Here is a 19832-nt window from a genome sequence, read left to right on the forward strand (position 1 = left end):
AATAAACCTAAAGTGGATTAACATTTTCGATTCACCGACGGAAACTAGGCGGAATAATTCCTCATTCGCGAAGCCATTCGATCAACTCCCAGCCGTTCCAAGAAGTTTCATAGACTAACTTCCCTTTGACGATATTGGTGAGAAGTTCCAGGAACTCTTCCTTTCTTTCCGTTATCACCCCGCTAAATAGGAAATGATTCGTTTTTAAGGAGGCAATCCGTCCGATATTCGCCTTCAGAACGGCAAAGGTGATATTTGCCACGCATAGATCGTATTCTTTTTCCGCGACCAAAGGGTGATCGAATCCGCCCTCTTCTACTCTAAGCTTCGAATCGGATATTTGATTTTCATCGCGATTGAAACTAGACGATCTAACCGCATTCGGATCGATATCGACGGCGAGGATTTCCGAAGCACCGATCTTGGAAGCCGCAACGGAAAGAATTCCCGAACCTGCGCCGATATCTACCACGCGCTTTCCGGTCAGCTCGATATCCCCGAGTCGGGATAATACCAATCGGGTCGTTTCATGATGTCCGGTACCAAAGGCCAGTCCGGGATTGATGTATATGGGAACGGCAGGTTGAATTTCGGCAGCCTTCGCATTTTCCCAATCGTCCTTTTCCCAAGTTGGTACTACCCAAAACACTCCTACCGAAAAGGGTTTATAAAATTCCTTGTAAGCTTCTTCGTATTCTTTCGTTTCGATCCATCTCGATTCGGCGAAAGAATTCTCCGGAGCGACTGCCTTTAGGTAAACCCAGATTTTTGCTTCCGACGTCGGATCTTCTTCCGCTAAGTAAACTCGAATCGGAGTATTATCCGAAATAATTTCCTCGCCCGGCTTTCTAGCTTCTTCCCGATCGAAAAGAATTTCATAATATCCGGCGACCTTCCATTCATCGAGCAGGGAGGAAAACTCTTCTGCAAAATCTTTAGGTATGGATACTTTAACTTCCTTATACTTCACCTGATTGCCCTGAGGACAAGTTAGGTAGACGGACCCTAACGTCATCTACGATTTCTGCATCAAGGGGAACCAAGTATTTTCTTCGATCCTTTACTATCCAAACCCAAATCCCGACGAATAAGGCGATCGCGATCCAAGCTCCGAATCTTCCGTTAGGCAAAACGAAAAAATCGAACAAACCGTGCTGAAAAACGGCAAGCAAAAATGCCTGGACTAAATACTTGGCCTTATCCCCTTTCTCCTTAAAATTGCTCTTAATCAGAAAAAGGGAGAAGCATAAGTTTATGAGTAGGTGCGCGTTCGTGGATTTTAACGTTCTTGCGATGAAGGTAGCTACACGGTCATGTTCGTTTGCGGACTGTATATAATGGTAATTTTCCACACCGGCGAATCCGAGCGCCACAAATCCTCCGATCAGGAAAACTTCCGGTAAAAAACGTTTCGCCTGCCGGTCATACGCAACTAAATAAGAAAATCCTAAAATAAGTGCGGATTTGCAAGCCTCCTCCATCATTCCTGCCTGAACGAACGCAATGTGAACCGTCTGGGATAAAATTGAACCGGAAGGTTTTTTTCCCGGAACCGGAACGTTCGGCCAAAACCAAGCATTCAATTGTAGAACCAATTCGGTAGCCAGCCAACCTAAGGCGAGAGCGCCGAATAGTGTGAATAAAAGTTTAGAAACGGGAATTTTAGGATGAATATAGACCAAGACGAAAGCCCAGGGGAAAATACTCAGAATGGCAAGTAGTTCGACGCTCATAACTCCTCCATATAACGTCCGTCGAACATCTGCACCAAATCGCTTTGCAATTTTGTAGGCATCGTTTCGGGATTAATGGTGCCGTTCCAGAAAAGCTCCGTCACTCGAACATAGCCCTTGGTTCCCGGTGGAGGCATCATCGGAGATAGATTCTCGATCAACTCCAACGTCCGCCGATCCTGTTCGGGATAGGGAGAACTTTCCACAAGCTCTACATCCACAACATCACCTTCAGGAGTGATCGTATATGCAACGACGCAAGAGTAATTAAGCGGAGCTGTCTTCCAATATTCCATAAAGGATTCGAAGGCCCGCATCTTCGCGGAAATATAATTGGAATATGTCGGAGGAAGCTTCTTTCCTCGAATTCGTTTTACGTCTCCTTTGACCCGCCCTTCGTCGGAAGGTTTCTCGTTCGGAATCTTCTCACCTTGTTGGGTATTCGGCGTTTCAGTCCCCGTTATAACTCCTCCGTTCAGACCCTGAACTTCGTCAGGAAGGTTAGGATCGATGAAATAATATTCCATCGTATTTTCCGGAGTATAGTGTCCTTCGGGTTTGGATTTTTCCTTATCCGATTTCCGATTAATCATCGCAGGGATAATTAAAACTAAAGAGAGAAGAATCAAGTGAATCAAAACACTAAGAGCGATATTATTCGCAAACCCGGGCCGTAAGCCACGCGCAGGTAAATTCGTATGAAACGATCTCCGCAATAACCAATGCGAGAAACCGTTGGTCGCCAATAAAAGTAGCAAAGCGATAAACCAAGGAAGAAAGGAGGAAGCAACTTCGAAAAATTTCTTATCCGGTATACCGGGCTTCAAACCCAGAGAAGCTAAATAACGAATTCCGAATGCAGGTTCCATCCAGGAGAAAAAGAAAGCCGCAAAGAATAAAAGAAGAAGCAAATAGACGAATAGAATCGGAAACCCTTTCCAAAGATTTCCGGAATAAATATGCCCCCACCCGGGAAGCAATAAGTCTCGAATCGTCGAATATTTTCGTTTCTTAAAAGCGGATGGAGTTTCCTTGGTTTCGGAAACTCTAGAAACGAATACCTGTTTAGAAAACCAAGCCCAGGGTTTGCGAAATAAGAAGATCGGGCGACCTCCGGACATCATTCCTGCGACGGCGATCAACCAAGGGAAAAAAATCCAAACACTTTCGGACAGCACCACAAAAGGAGCCATCTTTACCCTGAACTCATCTTCAAAGGCGAGATGGTGAGTCAGAATTAAAACCCCGAATAAGGCCAAAATCGAAAAAACAGGTACAAGGATTAAGGGCTTTTTTTCTCCGGAGCGCAATTTAGAGCGAACCGACTTTGCTTGCAGAAGCATGAATACAAGGCCAAGCAAAAAGAATAACGGAAGAATAAACCATCCGTGCAATCCGGATATCTGCGGACTTACTAAAACGAAGATTGAAATGAATTCCTCGGCTTTTGTGGAAAAAAGCTGAATAATTTCGAGCGGATATAAAATTCCAAGGATGGCGACTTGCAGCGCCAAGGAAGAAAAAGCGTTTCTTCTAACATTTCTTCCGGTCGGAAACGCAAACAAGACCCCTAAGGGAAAAAAGATGCCGAATCCGACGAACGGTGAAATCCAGGAAAGAAAGTTAATCCCCCACTCTACGATTCGACGTTTACGGGAAAACACTGTCTCGAACATCCTCCGCCTATTGGACCTCCCTAGTCTTCCAACGCAAACAAGAATTGAAAGATTTGTGGGAATTTAATACTTTATCGTAACACCGATTCGGGAATTCTTGGACGCATGGAGAAGAAAGAAACCCTAGATTCATCGTTGAAAGATATCGTGTCCGTATGTAAAAGACGCGGCTTCGTTTATCCAGGTTCCGAAATTTACGGAGGACTCTCGAATACTTTCGACTACGGTCCGTACGGAGCGGAACTTCTCCATAATTTAAAGCGACTCTGGTGGAAGCATTTTGTTCACCTGCGCGAAGATGTAGTGGGCTTAGATTCTTCCATACTTCTGAATCCGAAAGTATGGGAGGCCTCAGGCCATGTTTCGAATTTCAACGATCCCCTGATCGATTGTAAAAATTGCAAAGCGCGCATCCGTGCGGATAAATTTCTGGAAGATCAAAAAGGGGAAGGCGCGGCGACGGGCCTCACTCTTGAAAAAATGAATCAGGTGATTAAGGAAGGAAACTTCGCCTGCCCGACTTGCGGGAACCGTGGCACTTTTACCGAAGCCCGCGATTTCAATCTGATGTTCAAAACTTCCCACGGTGCATCCGCCGAAGACGCTCAGGATATCTACCTTCGACCCGAGACCGCTCAGGGAATTTTTATCAATTTTAAGAACGTAGTCTCCACGACAAGACGCAAGATACCGTTCGGAATCGCTCAAATCGGAAAATCGTTTCGAAATGAAATTATGGCCAGACAGTTTGTATTCAGAACCCGCGAATTCGAACAAATGGAGATGGAATATTTTTGCGAGCCAGGAACTCAGAAAGAATGGTTCTCACATTGGGTGGATTATTGTTTAAATTTTTTGACCGATCACGTCGGACTTCGTAAGGAAAATCTAAAGATCAGAGAGCACGAGAAAGAGGAATTATCCTTTTATAGCGAAGCAACCTCCGATATCGAATATAAATACGGATTCGGATGGGGAGAACTTTGGGGAATCGCGTCCCGTACCGACTATGATTTGACTCAACACGAAAAATTCTCAGGCGAAGATTTAAAGTATCAAGATCAGGTCGCAAATAAGAAGTATATTCCCTATGTCGTTGAACCCGCGTTAGGCTTAAATCGCCTATTCCTCGCTACGATTACCGACGCTTACTCGGAAGAAAAATTAGCGGATGGGGAGATTAGAACCGTGCTTCGCTTTTCCCCTAAGGTAGCGCCCGTAAAAATAGGAGTCTTCCCGTTGATGAAAAAAGACGGCCTTCCCGAACTAACTCGTTCCATCTTTTCCGATTTATCCTCGCTGGGAAATATGGAATACGATGATGGAGGAGCGATCGGAAAACGATATCGTCGGCAAGATGAAATCGGGACCCCTTACTGCATCACCGTAGATTACGATTCTCTTAAGGATAAGACTGTAACCGTCAGAGAGAGAGACAGTATGTCCCAGGAAAGGCTGCCGATCGCGAACCTTAAGGCGTTCTTTGCGGAAAAAATTCTATAGTCGAAAATGCTTGGAATATTCCATTCGTTTCACTTATCTATCTAGCGTGAGCAAAGCGAACGCGTCGGCCATTTGCCTTTTGGAAGACAGAAGCTGCGCGACGCTGGAAAGGCGGCGGTTTCTCGCGGAGAAGTTTCTCTATCAGAGAACCATTAAAAGTGCGTAGAAGTTAGGTATTAGGTATTGGATCCAATAAATCAGGAGAGTAGAATTTACTTAATAAACCCCGCCCTAGTGGGCGGGGGCCGGAGCGAAGCGGTGGAGAATCGTCTTATTTCACAAAAATCGCGAGAACACAAGCATTTTTCATTTTGAAATTCATGTTGGAGGTCCAACAGAACTTTCGAACATAAAATAGTGGCAATATTTCTAATTTTCTGAATGTAACCCTGTCTCCTGCTTACGGTTTATAATTTCTAATATCACCAATGCACTCGTCGCCGTAGATCAAGGGCGCAGACGCATTAAAATTCTCTAATTGTATGGAATAATACATCGTACATTTCTTATTCGTGCAATGAGCACCGTGGGAAAGATCCTGGTGGGAGGACTGCATAGGAATTCCGTTGTTAACCAAACCTACCGCATGGCCTAACTCATGCACAACAGTCGACTGTTCCCCCGACTTTCTATACTGCACGGGAAAAGTGTTTATAATATCCTTAAATACGAAGACCGCCGGTGCTCCTATATTGAATACACCCGAAATCGTAATTGCAATTATATTGCTATCACTCATTTTTCCTTTCACAAACACTACAAAGAAATTTGCCGTCTGAAAATCGGAAGATTTCCGTCTATACTTTGAGGATAACGCAACCAAATCACCGACGCTCCAAACATCCTTACCTTGGCTCGGCAATTCCTGCATCTCTCCCGAAACACCGGAAGGAGTCGAAACTGAAACGGAATATCCCCTGTTCGCAAACACATTTTCCAGATTCCTACGAGTAACTTCCCAAACCGGCATAGGAGGAACAACACTTGCAAACGTACCGTCTTCGGGAGCGGCTCCCGTTTCGTAAGCAACTTCCACGCCGACGCTTCTAACGGTCGAAAAATAGACGGCCGAACGATCGGGGTCTTGGGATATTACATAATCCAGAACGATGAAGTCGAGTAACGGAGCCGGAAGGGTATCATGATGATTGCTTTGGCAGTTCGTGAAGAAGAAAAACGATACGAATAAAAATCCGCTAAGAAAGCTCCGACCCGCCATCACAGTTAAAAACACTCGACCGGCGAATTTTTGCATAAAAAATGTCCTTAATCGAGTTTTCACTCCTTCGATAACACTAAAGATTCATCCTAAATCAAGTTTCTTTTTTCATAGTAATGCAATGAATGCAAAAGATTTTATCATAAAACCCGTTTTACCGGAGCATCGGGAAGCGGCGATCGAACTCGTTAATCAGTTCTTCCGATTCATCAACAAACTAACGTTAGACGGTATATTTAAAATCCGACCGAGAGCAGCTGCTAAAATGGTGGATGTTTATTTGAAACTACGGGGAACTGAGAAGATCGTTTTTTTAGGCGGTTTTATAGGAGAAGAGTTGGTTTCCATATTGATTGCTAGAGTCGAAGACAAACCGTATCTTGAAGAGGAAAAAAACCTTTATATCGATCTTGCCATCACGAAACAAGGAAAACGAAGGTCCGGTTTTATGAAACCTCTTGTAGAAGCCACTTTCGAATGGGCAAAAGCGCAGGGGATCAAAGCGATCGAGTTACGTGCAATCGCCGAAAACGAAAACGCGGTTGCCTTCTGGAAATCTTTAGGCTTCGATCCTTTCTATATTCGTTTTCGAAAATTAGTCGATTGATCCGACCAAGCTTATCCGAATTTCAAATTTTCCTTTCGGTTTGCCTATCCTGATATCTGCTTCTCTCTATTTGCTTCGATTGCAAAACACAATGTTTCCAGAGATTTTTTTAAGAGATATGTATATTCGGAATCGGCCAAAATTTCCTTTTCTGTGATATCTTTACCGACCAACGGTATCGTTAGGGAAGCCTCACGGATAACATTCGCGGACATTACCTTCATGATTTCCAGAAGCGATTCATAAGCTATGGTGGCACGTTTCGAGGCATTCAAGATTGCAACAGGCTTATCGATGAATTCCCCGCTCCCTACAACCCAATCTAAAGCATTCTTTAAGACGCCCGTAATTCCGTGAGCGTATTCCGGACTTGCAATTATGATCGCGTTTGCCGATCGCAAGGCGGACCGATAATCCGAAACACTCTCGGATTCCTGCCCTTCCAAATCAGGATTAAAAAACGGTAGGTTTCCGATTCCTTCGTAAATATCTAGCTGCACGTATTCCGGCGCCGAACACCTCGCCGCCGAAAGCAGAGCCTTGTTCACAGAACCCGATCGTAAGCTGCCTACAATACCCAGAATTTTCGGAGTCGAACTTGCCAAAAAATAGACCTTCGATAGAATAAAAGGCTTCGAATAAAAGCCTCCCAAGCTTGTTAAAAGCTATATTAATATGACATGAATTCGGATTGTTTGTTCGCCCAAAAAATAAGGTTTAAACGAAGAATTTGGCGGTTTCCCTCAAAGGCATCGCTGGCAATGCAAATGCGACTCTCATTTATTGCGCCAAAAGCGGGAAAATTTTTCCGTCCTTAAGGAGAATTCTTTCTGGATATTTTTCGATTTTACCATATTCTATATTTTTGATATGTATATCAAGTTTGTATAATTTAACAGAATATGAACGTCTTTTAAGTTATCTCTTTCGATAGACTCCTCAAAGGACAATAAAATGGACCACACTTCGCGACATTCTGAACAAATCAGCAGATCCAAAATCCAGGTATTATTGGATGAACCGGTCCTGATCATTGAAGATTCCGAAGAAATCGCTCAGCTTTATTCCTCCTATTGTAAACGGCTCGGGATAGACTGCGAAATCGCAGAAAACGGAGTCATAGGTTTAGAGAAAGCTAATAAGAAGTCCTACTCCCTATATATTGTGGATTTGATGATGCCTATAATGGACGGAAAAACCTTCGTTCAAAAATTGAAGGAGATCCAACCGGAGGCTTATATCATAATAGAAACCTCTATCGACGAATCGGAAGAGGTGATCGATATAATGAAGATGGGAGTTGTGGATTATTTGATTAAGCCTATACTCCCCAATCCTTTTTTTAATTCGATCAAGAAGGCAGCGGAAAAACGTCTAGAATCCAAGACTGAAAAGGAAATAGAAGGAATCGAAACGCAACAGCTCCGTAATCAATTGGATTGGCTTACGTTTAAGGAATCTCAAAGAAAATCGAGTAGAGAATCGTGGGAAATTTCCTCCTTATATTCCTTAAAAACTTCGCTTTCCCAAGGGTCGGGAATCGGCGCGTTAATTACGTTGTTGGACATGCTGAAATTATCACAAAAGGATGCAGGCTCCGAATATCTCGTTAATAAAGAAACTTTAGATTTAATTTATATGAATCAACAGGTCGGTAAAAACATACTTTCCGGAATATCCGACCTTCTGGACATAGTGCATAGAGAGCCGAAATTCATAACCGTAAGAGCATCCGAATTATTACGGCATATAAAAGATAAATCCACTCGTTTATCCCCTATCTTTAAATCCAAAAATGTGACTCTAAATTTTCCGGAGATTAAAAGCGATCCTCCTTTAGATATCGAACTCGAATCCTTCTCTATGGCTACCGACGAACTACTACTAAATGCCTGCAAGTATTGCATTTCCGACACAAGTGTAGACCTCTTTGCAACCGTGGTCCAAGGGTATTTCTGCATTGCCGTAAAAAATATAGTGGAGAAAGTAAGTGCAGGAATCGAAGAAAAATTCGAGAATCTAGTCGTGCAGCCTTTCTTTCGAGTCCTTCCTCCCGTGGAAGAAGCGGCGGATTTTGAAAGATTCGGATTAGGTTTAGGCTTAACCGCCGTAGATTATATTACGCATAAACATAATGGAATGTTCTTCATTCATAACGCTAAGGATCACACTACGAATTCGGTTAGGCTTTCAGTACTTGCGGAAATTTTCCTACCTTTGAATCATAAATCGTAAGATCAAACATACGTGCACTTCCAGTCGTATTCTTGTGGAAGGAAGATTCGTAAATATTCCATAATATAATTCGGATTCTGCGCGGCGATGTAGGACCGGAGATCTTAACCGCTATTCCAATAACTGATCGTTGCTGTGCCTAGACTAGTTCCGACTGGTAATGCTATATTATTCGATGCAGAGATACTATGCGAATAGCTACATGTATCGGTGGTATAGCTGATATTATATATGGCAATGCTTATAGAAACGGATCCGTTACTAAAATCTTGAGGATATTGCACCGCATAAGTGTTCGAGGCGGGGGACACACCCGGAAAACTAAACGAATCCGACATATTCAACGCGTTACAGTTTTTCTGGATTAAAATAGTTAGGTTTGTCGAAGCCGCGACCGATGCGGCTACGATCTGGTAGCTGGCCGTATAATTCGATTGCGGCACAGAAATAAGTCCGGACGGCGTATTTGCAAGTGAGAAGGTCCCGCCATTCGGGCGATTGGAAAGAGACAATCCCAATAAACCTAAAGTAGTGTCCGTTTGGTTCGAACTCTTAGCAACTTTATTTGTCTCCGACTCGGTAACCAGTAACGCACCGCAGTTGAGAAAAAGGACCGCAAGCAACAGAGCGAAGATTCCAAGATCGCGGCGACTTGACACATTATTCGTTTTCAAATATTTCATTTTAATCCCGGGCGATTGCCGCTTACCCGGCTTTAGTGTAGTCTCTAACCGGAAATCGTTCAACCTATTTCTTTTTTTCATTCTATTTAAGAATTTTCCAACTCCTTAAAATCTGAGCGAACAAATGCAAAAAATATTATGAGACAAAAAAGGGGACCAAGTAGGCCCCCTTTTTTATCCCTCGTTCGAGGGATATCCGTCATTGAACATCCTCGAAAGAGGATTCCTTACGAAGATTCTTAATGGAAAAGTCTTAATAAGAGTCCGCCTTGCTGAACAAAGAATTCCGCAAAGACAAGACTAGTAATCGCCATGAGCTTGATAAGGATATTGATCGAAGGTCCGGAAGTATCCTTTAAGGGATCGCCTACGGTATCTCCCACAACGGCCGCTTTATGCTGATCGGAACCTTTTCCGCCCGCGGCTTTCTCGATATATTTCTTAGCATTATCCCAACCGCCTCCAGAGTTTGCGGAAGAAATTGCAAGAACCACTCCTGCGACAAGAGCTCCTGCAAGAACTCCCGCAAGAGATTTAATGCCGAAAAGATAGCCAACAACGATAGGCGTTAAAAGAACAAGTAAACCGGGCAGGATCATTTCGCGGAGAGCGGCTGACGTCGAAATATCGACGCAACGCTTGTAATCCGGCTTGGCCTTACCTTCCATGATTCCGGGTATTTCTCGGAACTGTTTTCTAACTTCCTCTACCATATCGACCGCGGCCTTACCGACGGACTTCATCGTCATGGCGGTAAAAACGAAAGGTAGCATGGCTCCGAATAATAAACCGCCGAACACTTCCGCGTTTAAAATATCCAGACCGACCGTGCCGGTTCTCGTAATAAAGGCTGCAAAGAGAGCGAGCGAAGTAAGTGCCGCAGACCCGATCGCAAATCCTTTACCTATTGCCGCAGTGGTATTACCCGCGGCGTCCAGGGTATCGGTGCGGTCCCTAACTTCTTTGCCTAATTCCGCCATTTCTGCGATTCCACCCGCGTTATCCGAAACAGGTCCGTAAGCGTCGATTGTAAGTCCGATCGCGATCGTAGAAATCATTCCAAGCGCTGCAATCGCAATTCCGTACATTCCTGCTAAAAGATTCGCGGTTACAATCGTGATTACCAATAAAATTACCGGAATCACCGAGCTTTGGTAACCTAATGCCAGGCCGTATATGATGTTAGTGGCCGCACCGGTCTTGGAAGCTTCCACGACTTCGCGAACCGGTTTGTAAGAATGAGAAGTGTAGTACTCCGTAATCAGTCCGATAAACATTCCGGAGAATAGACCCACGACTAAGGAAACGTAAACATTCCATTTCGTAATCGTTTTACCCGCGATCTCGAAAGAATCGGTCATATAAATATTGGTCACGAAATACATAATCGCTGCGACTAGCAGAGTCGAAACCCAAAGCTGAATCTTTAAGACCGTCTCGACATTACCGCCTTCTTTTACACGAGCAATAAACGAAGTTAAAAGAGATGCTGGAATTCCGAATGCCGAAATCAACAGAGGATATAAAAGTGCATCTACGTTTCCGGAAAGACCGGCTGCAGTGGCTCCTATCACCAACGCGGCGCAAGTCGCTTCCGCACAGGAACCGAATAGATCGGCGCCCATTCCTGCTACGTCGCCTACGTTATCGCCGACGTTGTCCGCGATCGTTGCAGGGTTGCGAGGATCATCCTCGGGAATTCCTTTCTCGACTTTACCGACAAGATCCGCACCGACGTCGGCTGCCTTTGTATAAATTCCACCGCCGACTCGACCAAAGAGAGCGACTGCCGATCCGCCTAGACCGAATCCTGCGAGTGCCTCCATTAGAAAGAGCTTACTGACGTTCGGAAACATACTGGTATACAAAAGGAAAAGGCTGATCATTCCGAGAACCGCTAGACCGACCAAACCGAAACCCATCACAGCGCCTGAATCGAAAGCGACTCGGAAGGCTTTTGACATGGAAGTTTTTGCCGCCTGGGCCGTTCTGACATTCCCGGCAGTCGCGATCTTCATCCCGATAAAGCCGGAAAGGCAAGAAATGACCGCTCCGGAAACGAATGCAATGGCCGTAAAAAGCCCGTCGTTGAAATCAACTGATTCCGGGTTATCTAAAAGAAAGAAGATCAACAAGGCCATAAAGCCGATGAACAGGGAAATAGTTTTATATTCCCGAACCAGGAAGGCCATAGCGCCTTCAGAAATAGCGGAGGAGATCTCGACCAGTTTTTTGGATTCTTGGTCTTTACCGCCCTCGGTTCCGATGGTAATCCTGGTGACCTTAAGTGCGTAAATTACGGCGGTCAAAATTGCCAGGACGGCCAAGGACAGAATAATCGTTACCGAATTCATTCAGAGAAACCTCTTGTTTTTTTTAAAATGTCCGATGGTTTAAAAAGATGGGAATGAGCATTTTTTTGGGCACGGCAGATCTTGGTTGCATACGAATGCATTCGACCGTGTATACGAAGCTTACACTCAAGGGTGGGCTCCGGTAATGCGACGCACATTTTCCATTTGGTTCTTTCTAGTTATTTGCACTATAAAATCCATCCTACCCTTGAATTCAACCTTTTCTTGGGAGGAGCTCCTGCAACAAGCCGCCGAGGAAGTCCGGAGAGGACGATACGAGCAGGGTTTAGAAAAACTCAGGATTGCGGACGAGACGGGAGAACCGCGAGACTTTCGCTATTATTGGGTGCTCGGAAAAGCCCAATTAGGTCAAGGGAGTGAATTGGACGCATTGAGGAATTTTAGGTATAGTTTACAGCTCCAGCCGGACCAACAACCTCTATTAAGAGAAATGACCGAACTCTACGATAGACTTCGCCTCCCGGATAAGGCGCTGGAAACGGCGAGAGTGATTCTATCTAAGCAACCCGATGATGCGGAACTTCGCTATAGGGCGATGATCTGGGCTTCACGAACAGGAAACCTAGAATATTACAAAAATGCACTACGGGAATTAGAAGTCTCTAATCCTTACGCTTCCGATGAAAGAGCTCTTTTGGACGAAATTCGTATTTTACAATCCGCTAAAAAGGACGACGATGTCATTACTCGTTGCCGTAAATTTCTCCCGTTTTTTCCGAAAAATAAGGACCTCCATCGGACCTGCATACTTTCTTATAGAAACAAGGCCCCGAAATTATTCGAAGAAGGATTGATCCAGCGCGCGGTAATTTTTCGGGACGATCCGGTTTTCCAACATATTCTTTCCATGGAATACTTGGACCAAAAAAGATACGCGGATTCCTGCGCATTGGCAAGACGGGCGCTACTCTTGGCTTTGCAGCAAAGTCAGTTTCCGGAAAAGGATTATCTCGTTCCGATTCGAAGAATTTATCTCCAAAACGGTTCGGTCAGCGATTTGCTCGCAATGGATTTACTGGAAGACGTTCTTTTAAAGAAGAAGAAACTATCCGGGAGCGAATGGGAAACTCTATTGAAGCAAACTAGGTTTAATTGGGAAATATTAAGCTTTGCGATTTCAGAAATAAATAAATCCGAAAGGACTGACGAGTCAGACAAAGCCGTCTCCGATTTACGGCAAAGGTATTTGTCTCTCAGAGGTCCGGAAAGAGAAAAGGATTTATCCAGATTCGCCGGTCCTTATTATTTGGACAGTAGCTTTGAGTCATTTTTGGAAAATGCGTCAGTGGGAGAATAACGCGCCGGAAAACTAACCTTCCGTTTTTAGTTTAAGTTCCAAATAAATTTTCGATACCCTGGATTGAAATAAAAATCTTAAAATAACGGTTATCGAAGGATCATCGCCCCTTTGATAACCGTTATAGTTTTAATTAATTCGGTTTGCCAACGCTGAAAAGCGAGTGCAATAACCTGTTCCAACTAACCCATAGTACCAGGATTCTTCCATCCTAAGATCGGAAATTCTACTGCCGGCGGCAAGAGCCGTCAATTTCGAATACGCCTCTCCATGCCTGGAATTAATACCGATCGGAATAAATAGAAGGAGTTGAAATCCGCAAGATTCCGCCGAGATCGGATAACTGGAAATCGTTTGTCCTTTTGTCGGCGGTTTAGCTGCAGGGGCTTCGGGAATTACAAGCCGAGTCGAATCACAGCCGATGAAAAACAAAGCGACTGCCACGCTTATTAGTAACGAATTGTATCTCATTGTACTGCGTCTCCTGAAATTTTTAGACAACGTAACGTCCCTAATAAGATCCATGTCCAGCTTTCCTCGATCGTAATATTCGTAAGAGCTACAGCTCCCGGCGCCTGCATTAGAGCGTTCGAATATGCACGGTCCACTCTTGAATTATGCATGATCGGGAGAAAATTATAGGCTGTGAAAGCGAGGCCTAAAAAGCCGCATGCCTCGCCGTTTACTCTCCGAATAACCTTTTCATTTCCCGTTAATTTCGGCTGAATCAGCACTTCCCCAGAAGTACACGAAATCGAACCGACAAGGAACGAGAAAAGAACCAATAACAAAATAAAATTTTTCTTTCCCATTCGCCCAAAGGTCATCGGCGACTTATTTTTGAAAGTAAAATTTTAATTTTTGAATATATTAAAACAATATTACTAATTAAATTAATAATAAATATATAAATAATATTTTAAAATAGAATATTAAAACTATGTATAGTTTAGATTAAATATCATATACAAGAAAGGCAAAGAGCGAGAGCCTGCAAATTCCGCTGGCACTCCATCGCCGCTCGATTACGATTCAGATTATGCGGAAAATCATTCAAATTCCTGCATATTTGATTTAAGGGCCTAAAATTTAAGGTTACAACGCAAGCATCCGTATTTGAAATATTAAAATTATCATATAAATTCAAACGAAACTATTTCAGCAATAAACATGAAAACGGGTAATCGACGATTCTTGAACTCAGCAAATTCAGGAGGTTTCGATTACAAAACAACAATTCAACTCTCTTAATTCATTGATATTCGTTTCCGAATTTTAACGTTACTATAAATAGCAAACTTTATAAAACTTTCGAATTCGACAGTAATATATTTATGCTAATAAATTAAAGTATTTTTTAGCATTTTGAATAATTAGAAAATAGAAAAATAAACACCTTTCTCATAAATGAAAAAGTTATGAGTCCAACGATATGCTTATATCCAATTTTGGGTATAAGCATATCGTAAATTTTACCTCAAAACAAAACGGTTCGTTTAAAAATATAAGAAGAAATAACGAATTAAATATTAAAACCGACGATGCATTCGATCGAAACAAATCTATTTATTTGTAAGAAAGGCCAAGGTTAGATCCGGCATGAAATCAATACCTTTTATTATCTTGACAGGCATTCAAAAAAGATTCCTATGAATCCATGATTAGATTTTGGATTCGTCCAGTTTCACTTGCAATCATCTCAACTTGTTTCTTTCTCTTCAATGCCTGTATAGATTATCATCAATTTCCCGAAGAGTTCATCCATAAAGCTCCGGAAAAGTCGGCCAGCAAGAACATTCTATATTATAAAATTGAGAACGGAACGATTTTCAAAGGGAAAAATCGTCTAAAAGAAATTTTTGCCAAGGATACTCCTTTTTCTGAAACGATATCTACCTCAAATCCCCCGGCAAAAGGACTATTTATAAGAGTTCAAATCGAGTCCGTTCCCCCAAGCATTCCTGCAATCCTATTCGGTTATTTTTCCATGGCGACTTTAACGATACTTCCTGTCTGGAGTAGAGAGGACGGTTATGACGTGGAGTTCCAAATTTCGAAAGATGGATCTCCCGTAAAATCATACACGTATCCGATTCGTAGAAAAGTTTTCGTCTGGATCCTTATGCTTCCGGTCGTTTGGATAAACGGGTCCACTTATAATGAACAGGAAGCTTTTACAGCAATTACGAATAAGTTCTTCGCTGATTCGAAGGACTTTCTAAAATAAATATCAAAACGAATATGTAAGATGTCGGATCGTCTATACAACGTTAACAGACATAGTCTGACAAATCTGAATCCATGATACGGATATTAACGATTCTCTTCCTGTCTTCTTCCTCCTTACTGGCATGCGATTTCTTTTCAAATTGGACGCTCCATGCACCGAATTACGACGAATCTCTTAAGATCGAATCTTTAAAGCGCTACATTCAAGAATTGAATGCAGATCGATTGCATATCGATAAAAACTTTTATAGTCGCAAATCAAACTTTCGAAAATTCTTCGGGTTTTCTTTTTCCGGTAAAGATTTATCGGCTTGGCTGAATTCTCGAATTAAAGTCTATAAGATCGGACCAACCGGCAAATATATAGCCTATTTTCACGACGGTATGGTCGTACTGGGCAAAGATTTTTTTAATCTTCCGAAAGTCGAACAGGCCTTGGTTTTAATTCACGAAGCGAGACATGCGGACGGAAGAGAATTCACACATTCGAAGTGTCCGGCAGGATTTCCTTACTTAAGTGTGAGAGCTCCCCAAACGTCCCTGGAAAATGTGGAAGCGTGCGATGAACGAGTCGATGGAAGTTACGGTTTTGGTGCAGCATTTCTTTTCGAAGTATACGCTTTCGGTTTATATCAGACCGGAGAAGAGCGATTCGTTTTAGGCTTGTATAACTCGGAAGTTGCCAGGATCGTTATTCCGGAGAGTAATCATTTCTAATGCATTCAAAAAACAACATCGCGAACTATTTAAAGCGATTATCTATAATCCTTTTTTTGAACCTATCAGTACTCCAGCTTAATTCATGTACTCGTAAAGATCATTTCGTAATGTTACAAACCCCCGATAAGAATTCGGGAACACTTTATGTTATTCGCCCGATCGTAACCCAGATGGCAATTTGGAGCTATTCCTTTCGTTTGTATAAATACAGAGGAAATTTCAAAACCGACAAGAATCCGCAAGAAATCGGTACGATTCGACTATCGAACGGTTCCTTCTTTTTGGAAAATTTGCCTGAAGGATTTTATAAACTTACTTTGAATTCGGACGAATCTGTCGAAAAAATATTCAAGCTGAAAAACGAAGAAGTATGTTTCTTAGAATTCATTATTTTTAGCAAAAGCGAATTCTCAGGCCCGGAGTATTTTTTAAAGGAAATAGAAAAAGAAACCGCTCTAACTTATCTTTTAGAGGACAAAAAATTAATAAGAGAACCTTCTAAAATCTATTTAGAGGCCTCGAAATAACCGTTCAATAATTTCAGGAAATCTTTTGCCCCGTCGCTTCGTCCTAATTGCATCCAATCCACATGCCCTCCTCCTCGAATCTCCCAGAAAATTTTCGGGTCGGAGGCCAAACGAAAAACTTCCTTTCCGTTATCGAACGGAACAACCGGATCGTTAGTGCCGTGAATTACTAAAAGCGGAACGGGAGCAATCTTCGGGATATATTCCTCCGGGCTGGCCACGTCGCTAAAAAAAGGAGCGAGTAGAAATCCTATCGGCGGGAATAAAGTTTTGTTTGCTATCTGCTTCGCTACGGAACGGTAGGAAAAAAAAGTCCCGTCCGCTACCACTAAACCTAGATTCTCTTTTGCCTTCATATCCGGAATGGATCGCAGAGCGATTGCACCTCCTAGACTCTGCCCGTAAACGATAAGTTTCTTATTAATCGATTTAGCATACGCATGGGCGTAGTCCAAGACAATTAGACTATCCTCATAAATACTTTCCGGGTCAGGTTCGCCGCCCGAAAGTCCGTAACCGCGATAATCGTATGTATATAATTCGTAACCTTGATTCACCAACCATACCAACGAAATGAAATGCGTAGTCATATTTTCTCCGTTACCGTGGAACTGAAGAATGACTCCTTTTGGTTCTTTCGACGATTTATGTTGATCTGTTATTTGCCATAAATGAAGACGGATTCCGTCTTTGGCGGTTAAGAATATGTTTTTGCTATAAAAACCGAGCTTTTCGGGAGAAAAATACTCCTGCTTTGACGGATGGTAGTATAGGCTAGTGCAAGCCAAACCGCTTATCAGACAGAACAAACAAACTGTTTTAAAAAAGAAAATTATAGGAAAGTAAAACTTCGGCATAATACCTCATAGAATTTATCTCGAATCTCAATTCGTTATTCTTATTTATTAGATAGCGAATTTTAAGATTCCCCGAATAATTATTTTCGTTGCCACTTCCTTGATAGTATTGATAGGCTCCGTACAACTGAAACTTCCAGGACCCGTATTCTTTTAAGACGCTGATGACGGCTTCCGGTCCGTATCGGACTCCCCCGTTGAAAAACGCGGCCGGCTGTGCTTTTATTCCGCCAAGAAATGAAATTAGAACCGGGGCCTTTTTTTGTGAGAATTCGTCCTGAAAAGAATATCCATATAGAACTTCGAAATTTCCGGCCTGTTTACGGATGTATTCACGTCCGTCTCTCTCGCCCCGTACTACGGCATCCATATTTAAGAGTTGAGCGGTCGGATCCCCGGGCAGTAAAGCGCCTATCCGATTTACATTTAAATCTTTCTGGAATTTCTCCTTTTCCACCATAGCAGTATCCGTTCCAATATCAATTCCGTACGAAAATTGCTTCGAAACCGCATTATACGGCGTGAAAGACATTAGACGTACCAAATTCATCGAAGTAAATTCCAGCGGTGCCGATTCGTATTTGCGAACCGTAAAATTCATGAATTGGACTTCCGAATTCGGAACATGTCCACGGTCAGTATTTAAAATATCATGATATGCAACTCTGTATTTATATTCCGCAAACGGCCCAACATTAGAAAAACCGAATCCTGTTGAGACTCGACTAAGGGAATGTGAATCCTCCGGCGGGGTCGTCATTTCCTCGTTTTCATTAATCGCGATCTGTTCGTTAATTTTACTTCGAAGTAGTAGAAGCTTTCTATATCTGGATTGCTCCACTTCCGAACTCTTATCTCTCGATTTTCTATACCGGTAGGAATCCAAAAGCGTATCCAGGATCAAAGGATATCTAATTCCAATCGGTTTAACGGAATCGATTTCTCTTTCCCCGTCCAAAAGGGACCAATAAATCTCTTTCTCTTCGGACGTCATTGCTATGATTTTTTGTTTCACTTTGGAGTAAAGCGAAGGACGATATTTCCGATCCAATACTAAACCTGGCACGGACAGATATATCTTTACCGTATCCGGAGGAGCTACAATCCAACTTGCTTTGTTGGAAATATCGAGATCCGGTTTCGCGGCCTCAAGCAATCCTAGCATATGGAAAGAACAATTCTGAGTAAAAAAGTAATAATCGAAATAATTTCTCCCCATCTCCCATAAATGGCGTAAAAATCTCTCTCGATCATCTTTAGAAATGTTTAAACGATATTCCCATAGATCACGACTTTCCATATCATTATATTCGTTTACTTTAAGATAATATGGAAAAAGAGCGAACATTCCCGGATAACCTCCGGTCAGTCCTCGAAAGGTATAAGTGAAAGGATTTTTGTCGTCGGTGTTTGCGGCATAATTTACTCCGTAATCCAGAAGCTCCGAGTCCGCATTTTTAGCCGAATCGATTTTGAATAAAGTATGACCCAATACTGAAGCGGGTGATTGCATATAAAAAGATGAAAATACCACCGTAATGCTTCCGGGATCCAATGCTTCCCGCCAATTTTGGAACCGGACACATTCGCGCTCCTGCAATAGCGCCGGATTAAAGGACAATTTCTGCTTCAGCCAATAATACCGTTCAGGATAAATGCATTGAGGATGCATAGTTCCTTCTTCAGTAGGCTCCGGGGCAAAAAAAGCACGGATTGTAGCCCTCATTTCTTCCGACGGGCTTACTCTTCCTTTAGGAGAAAGAAAATATAGAACGCTATCCGATTCACTCTCCACTCCTCCCAAAAAGTTCTTGGAATATCGCTGCAGCCGATACCAATGTTTTTCCTCGTACAATTTTTTCTCATCAATCTGCTTAAGCAAATCGCTCAAATAGGAGGATTGCACCGGATCGGTAGGGGTAAAAGTCGAGTAAAAACGATTTCGTTTCAACTCGTCCTCCGGTTTCGGAAGATTGCTAGGAGGAGTTTCCGACTCTGAAGAAGTTACGGACTCTTCTTCAATTTTTGAATTGGAATTTTCGCCCGAAAGCTCCGGCTCTTTTTTGCTTTGGCCGAAAAGGGAAAGGATGAGAAAGAAAACTATTATAAAAGTAAGACGTTTGACTTTCGTCACAAAAAAATACCCTGGGGGTCTTAGCTCCCCAGGGTAT

At 42.7% G+C, this 19832-nt stretch carries 18 protein-coding genes; 7 read left to right on the plus strand and 11 right to left on the minus strand.

What is annotated here, in order from left to right; all coding sequences use genetic code 11:
* Positions 1–61 precede the first annotated feature (61 nt).
* The 3 genes from LEP1GSC050_RS06065 to LEP1GSC050_RS06075 are packed head-to-tail and all read right to left on the minus strand — an operon-like array spanning position 62 to position 3409.
* Positions 62–970, minus strand: coding sequence for a 50S ribosomal protein L11 methyltransferase (locus LEP1GSC050_RS06065; RefSeq protein WP_010570355.1), 909 nt, complete (start codon positions 968–970; stop codon positions 62–64).
* Complete coding sequence (locus LEP1GSC050_RS06070) at positions 960–1733, minus strand: PrsW family glutamic-type intramembrane protease (protein ID WP_010570356.1); 774 nt, start codon at positions 1731–1733, stop codon at positions 960–962. The genes LEP1GSC050_RS06065 and LEP1GSC050_RS06070 overlap by 11 nt, the downstream gene beginning before the upstream one ends.
* Complete coding sequence (locus LEP1GSC050_RS06075; RefSeq protein ID WP_010570357.1) at positions 1730–3409, minus strand: energy transducer TonB family protein; 1680 nt, start codon at positions 3407–3409, stop codon at positions 1730–1732. Before LEP1GSC050_RS06075 ends, LEP1GSC050_RS06070 begins: the two co-directional genes overlap by 4 nt.
* Positions 3410–3514: 105 nt before the next feature.
* Here LEP1GSC050_RS06075 and LEP1GSC050_RS06080 point away from each other — a divergent pair, with 105 nt between their 5' ends.
* A complete protein-coding gene (locus tag LEP1GSC050_RS06080) occupies positions 3515–4912 on the plus strand; it encodes a glycine--tRNA ligase (RefSeq protein WP_010570358.1) in 1398 nt (465 codons plus the stop codon).
* Positions 4913–5312: 400 nt separating this feature from the next.
* On the opposite strand, the gene LEP1GSC050_RS06090 is transcribed toward LEP1GSC050_RS06080, so the two are convergent.
* Complete coding sequence (locus LEP1GSC050_RS06090) at positions 5313–6167, minus strand: hypothetical protein (RefSeq protein ID WP_010570359.1); 855 nt, start codon at positions 6165–6167, stop codon at positions 5313–5315.
* An 85-nt stretch (positions 6168–6252) separates the two neighbouring features.
* Here LEP1GSC050_RS06090 and LEP1GSC050_RS06095 point away from each other — a divergent pair, with 85 nt between their 5' ends.
* On the plus strand, positions 6253–6738 hold the full coding sequence (locus LEP1GSC050_RS06095) for a GNAT family N-acetyltransferase (protein ID WP_010570360.1): 486 nt from the start codon (positions 6253–6255) through the stop codon (positions 6736–6738).
* Positions 6739–6782: 44 nt separating this feature from the next.
* Here LEP1GSC050_RS06095 and LEP1GSC050_RS06100 read toward each other — a convergent pair whose 3' ends face one another.
* The gene (locus LEP1GSC050_RS06100) at positions 6783–7343 is read right to left on the minus strand and encodes an NADPH-dependent FMN reductase (RefSeq protein ID WP_040911461.1); all 561 of its coding nucleotides are present in this window, start codon (positions 7341–7343) and stop codon (positions 6783–6785) included.
* 349 nt (positions 7344–7692) lie between these two features.
* On the opposite strand from LEP1GSC050_RS06100, the gene LEP1GSC050_RS06110 reads away from it, so the two are divergent.
* Positions 7693–8973: a hybrid sensor histidine kinase/response regulator gene (locus LEP1GSC050_RS06110; RefSeq protein WP_010570363.1), complete on the plus strand. Its 1281-nt coding sequence runs from the start codon at positions 7693–7695 to the stop codon at positions 8971–8973.
* Between the two features lie 104 nt (positions 8974–9077).
* On the opposite strand, the gene LEP1GSC050_RS06115 is transcribed toward LEP1GSC050_RS06110, so the two are convergent.
* Both LEP1GSC050_RS06115 and LEP1GSC050_RS06120 read right to left on the minus strand, forming a co-directional pair.
* Complete coding sequence (locus LEP1GSC050_RS06115; protein WP_040911465.1) at positions 9078–9656, minus strand: hypothetical protein; 579 nt, start codon at positions 9654–9656, stop codon at positions 9078–9080.
* 239 nt (positions 9657–9895) lie between these two features.
* The gene (locus tag LEP1GSC050_RS06120) at positions 9896–12010 is read right to left on the minus strand and encodes a sodium-translocating pyrophosphatase (RefSeq protein ID WP_010570365.1); all 2115 of its coding nucleotides are present in this window, start codon (positions 12008–12010) and stop codon (positions 9896–9898) included.
* Positions 12011–12155: 145 nt separating this feature from the next.
* Here LEP1GSC050_RS06120 and LEP1GSC050_RS06125 point away from each other — a divergent pair, with 145 nt between their 5' ends.
* A complete protein-coding gene (locus LEP1GSC050_RS06125; RefSeq protein WP_010570366.1) occupies positions 12156–13328 on the plus strand; it encodes a tetratricopeptide repeat protein in 1173 nt (390 codons plus the stop codon).
* Positions 13329–13457: 129 nt separating this feature from the next.
* Here the strand turns inward: LEP1GSC050_RS06125 and LEP1GSC050_RS20550 are convergent, their stop codons facing one another.
* Positions 13458–13799, minus strand: coding sequence for a hypothetical protein (locus LEP1GSC050_RS20550; protein ID WP_010570367.1), 342 nt, complete (start codon positions 13797–13799; stop codon positions 13458–13460).
* Positions 13796–14140 carry a hypothetical protein gene (locus LEP1GSC050_RS06135; protein ID WP_010570368.1) on the minus strand — a complete coding sequence of 115 codons (345 nt, stop codon included), beginning with the start codon at positions 14138–14140 and terminating at the stop codon, positions 13796–13798. Before LEP1GSC050_RS06135 ends, LEP1GSC050_RS20550 begins: the two co-directional genes overlap by 4 nt.
* A gap of 845 nt (positions 14141–14985) precedes the next feature.
* Between LEP1GSC050_RS06135 and LEP1GSC050_RS06140 the strand changes: the two genes are divergently transcribed.
* The 3 genes from LEP1GSC050_RS06140 (at position 14986) to LEP1GSC050_RS06150 (ending at position 16804) form a co-directional block, all read left to right on the plus strand.
* The gene (locus LEP1GSC050_RS06140) at positions 14986–15555 is read left to right on the plus strand and encodes an LIC12231 family lipoprotein (RefSeq protein ID WP_010570369.1); all 570 of its coding nucleotides are present in this window, start codon (positions 14986–14988) and stop codon (positions 15553–15555) included.
* A gap of 74 nt (positions 15556–15629) precedes the next feature.
* Complete coding sequence (locus LEP1GSC050_RS06145; RefSeq protein WP_010570370.1) at positions 15630–16274, plus strand: hypothetical protein; 645 nt, start codon at positions 15630–15632, stop codon at positions 16272–16274.
* A 110-nt stretch (positions 16275–16384) separates the two neighbouring features.
* Complete coding sequence (locus LEP1GSC050_RS06150) at positions 16385–16804, plus strand: hypothetical protein (protein ID WP_020987368.1); 420 nt, start codon at positions 16385–16387, stop codon at positions 16802–16804.
* Here the strand turns inward: LEP1GSC050_RS06150 and LEP1GSC050_RS06155 are convergent.
* Both LEP1GSC050_RS06155 and LEP1GSC050_RS06160 read right to left on the minus strand, forming a co-directional pair.
* A complete protein-coding gene (locus LEP1GSC050_RS06155) occupies positions 16783–17661 on the minus strand; it encodes an alpha/beta hydrolase (protein ID WP_010570372.1) in 879 nt (292 codons plus the stop codon). The genes LEP1GSC050_RS06150 and LEP1GSC050_RS06155 overlap by 22 nt on opposite strands.
* Positions 17624–19795 carry an Lnb N-terminal periplasmic domain-containing protein gene (locus LEP1GSC050_RS06160; protein WP_010570373.1) on the minus strand — a complete coding sequence of 724 codons (2172 nt, stop codon included), beginning with the start codon at positions 19793–19795 and terminating at the stop codon, positions 17624–17626. The genes LEP1GSC050_RS06155 and LEP1GSC050_RS06160 overlap by 38 nt, the downstream gene beginning before the upstream one ends.
* Positions 19796–19832: the final 37 nt, after the last annotated feature.

The sequence above is a fragment of the Leptospira broomii serovar Hurstbridge str. 5399 genome (assembly GCF_000243715.2).
Classification (GTDB): domain Bacteria; phylum Spirochaetota; class Leptospiria; order Leptospirales; family Leptospiraceae; genus Leptospira_B; species Leptospira_B broomii.

What these genes read in the sequence shown, in the direction of transcription:
- LEP1GSC050_RS06070 (WP_010570356.1), bottom strand. Translation starts at nt 1,733, where the DNA reads ATGAGCGTCGAACTACTTGCCATTCTGAGTATTTTCCCCTGGGCTTTC.
- LEP1GSC050_RS20550 (WP_010570367.1), bottom strand. Translation starts at nt 13,799, where the DNA reads ATGAGATACAATTCGTTACTAATAAGCGTGGCAGTCGCTTTGTTTTTC.
- LEP1GSC050_RS06150 (WP_020987368.1), top strand. Translation starts at nt 16,385, where the DNA reads ATGTTACAAACCCCCGATAAGAATTCGGGAACACTTTATGTTATTCGC.
- LEP1GSC050_RS06140 (WP_010570369.1), top strand. Translation starts at nt 14,986, where the DNA reads ATGATTAGATTTTGGATTCGTCCAGTTTCACTTGCAATCATCTCAACT.
- LEP1GSC050_RS06145 (WP_010570370.1), top strand. Translation starts at nt 15,630, where the DNA reads ATGATACGGATATTAACGATTCTCTTCCTGTCTTCTTCCTCCTTACTG.
- LEP1GSC050_RS06135 (WP_010570368.1), bottom strand. Translation starts at nt 14,140, where the DNA reads ATGGGAAAGAAAAATTTTATTTTGTTATTGGTTCTTTTCTCGTTCCTT.
- LEP1GSC050_RS06125 (WP_010570366.1), top strand. Translation starts at nt 12,156, where the DNA reads ATGCGACGCACATTTTCCATTTGGTTCTTTCTAGTTATTTGCACTATA.
- LEP1GSC050_RS06115 (WP_040911465.1), bottom strand. Translation starts at nt 9,656, where the DNA reads ATGAAATATTTGAAAACGAATAATGTGTCAAGTCGCCGCGATCTTGGA.
- LEP1GSC050_RS06095 (WP_010570360.1), top strand. Translation starts at nt 6,253, where the DNA reads ATGAATGCAAAAGATTTTATCATAAAACCCGTTTTACCGGAGCATCGG.
- LEP1GSC050_RS06090 (WP_010570359.1), bottom strand. Translation starts at nt 6,167, where the DNA reads ATGCAAAAATTCGCCGGTCGAGTGTTTTTAACTGTGATGGCGGGTCGG.
- LEP1GSC050_RS06080 (WP_010570358.1), top strand. Translation starts at nt 3,515, where the DNA reads ATGGAGAAGAAAGAAACCCTAGATTCATCGTTGAAAGATATCGTGTCC.
- LEP1GSC050_RS06110 (WP_010570363.1), top strand. Translation starts at nt 7,693, where the DNA reads ATGGACCACACTTCGCGACATTCTGAACAAATCAGCAGATCCAAAATC.
- LEP1GSC050_RS06155 (WP_010570372.1), bottom strand. Translation starts at nt 17,661, where the DNA reads ATGCCGAAGTTTTACTTTCCTATAATTTTCTTTTTTAAAACAGTTTGT.
- LEP1GSC050_RS06120 (WP_010570365.1), bottom strand. Translation starts at nt 12,010, where the DNA reads ATGAATTCGGTAACGATTATTCTGTCCTTGGCCGTCCTGGCAATTTTG.
- LEP1GSC050_RS06075 (WP_010570357.1), bottom strand. Translation starts at nt 3,409, where the DNA reads ATGTTCGAGACAGTGTTTTCCCGTAAACGTCGAATCGTAGAGTGGGGG.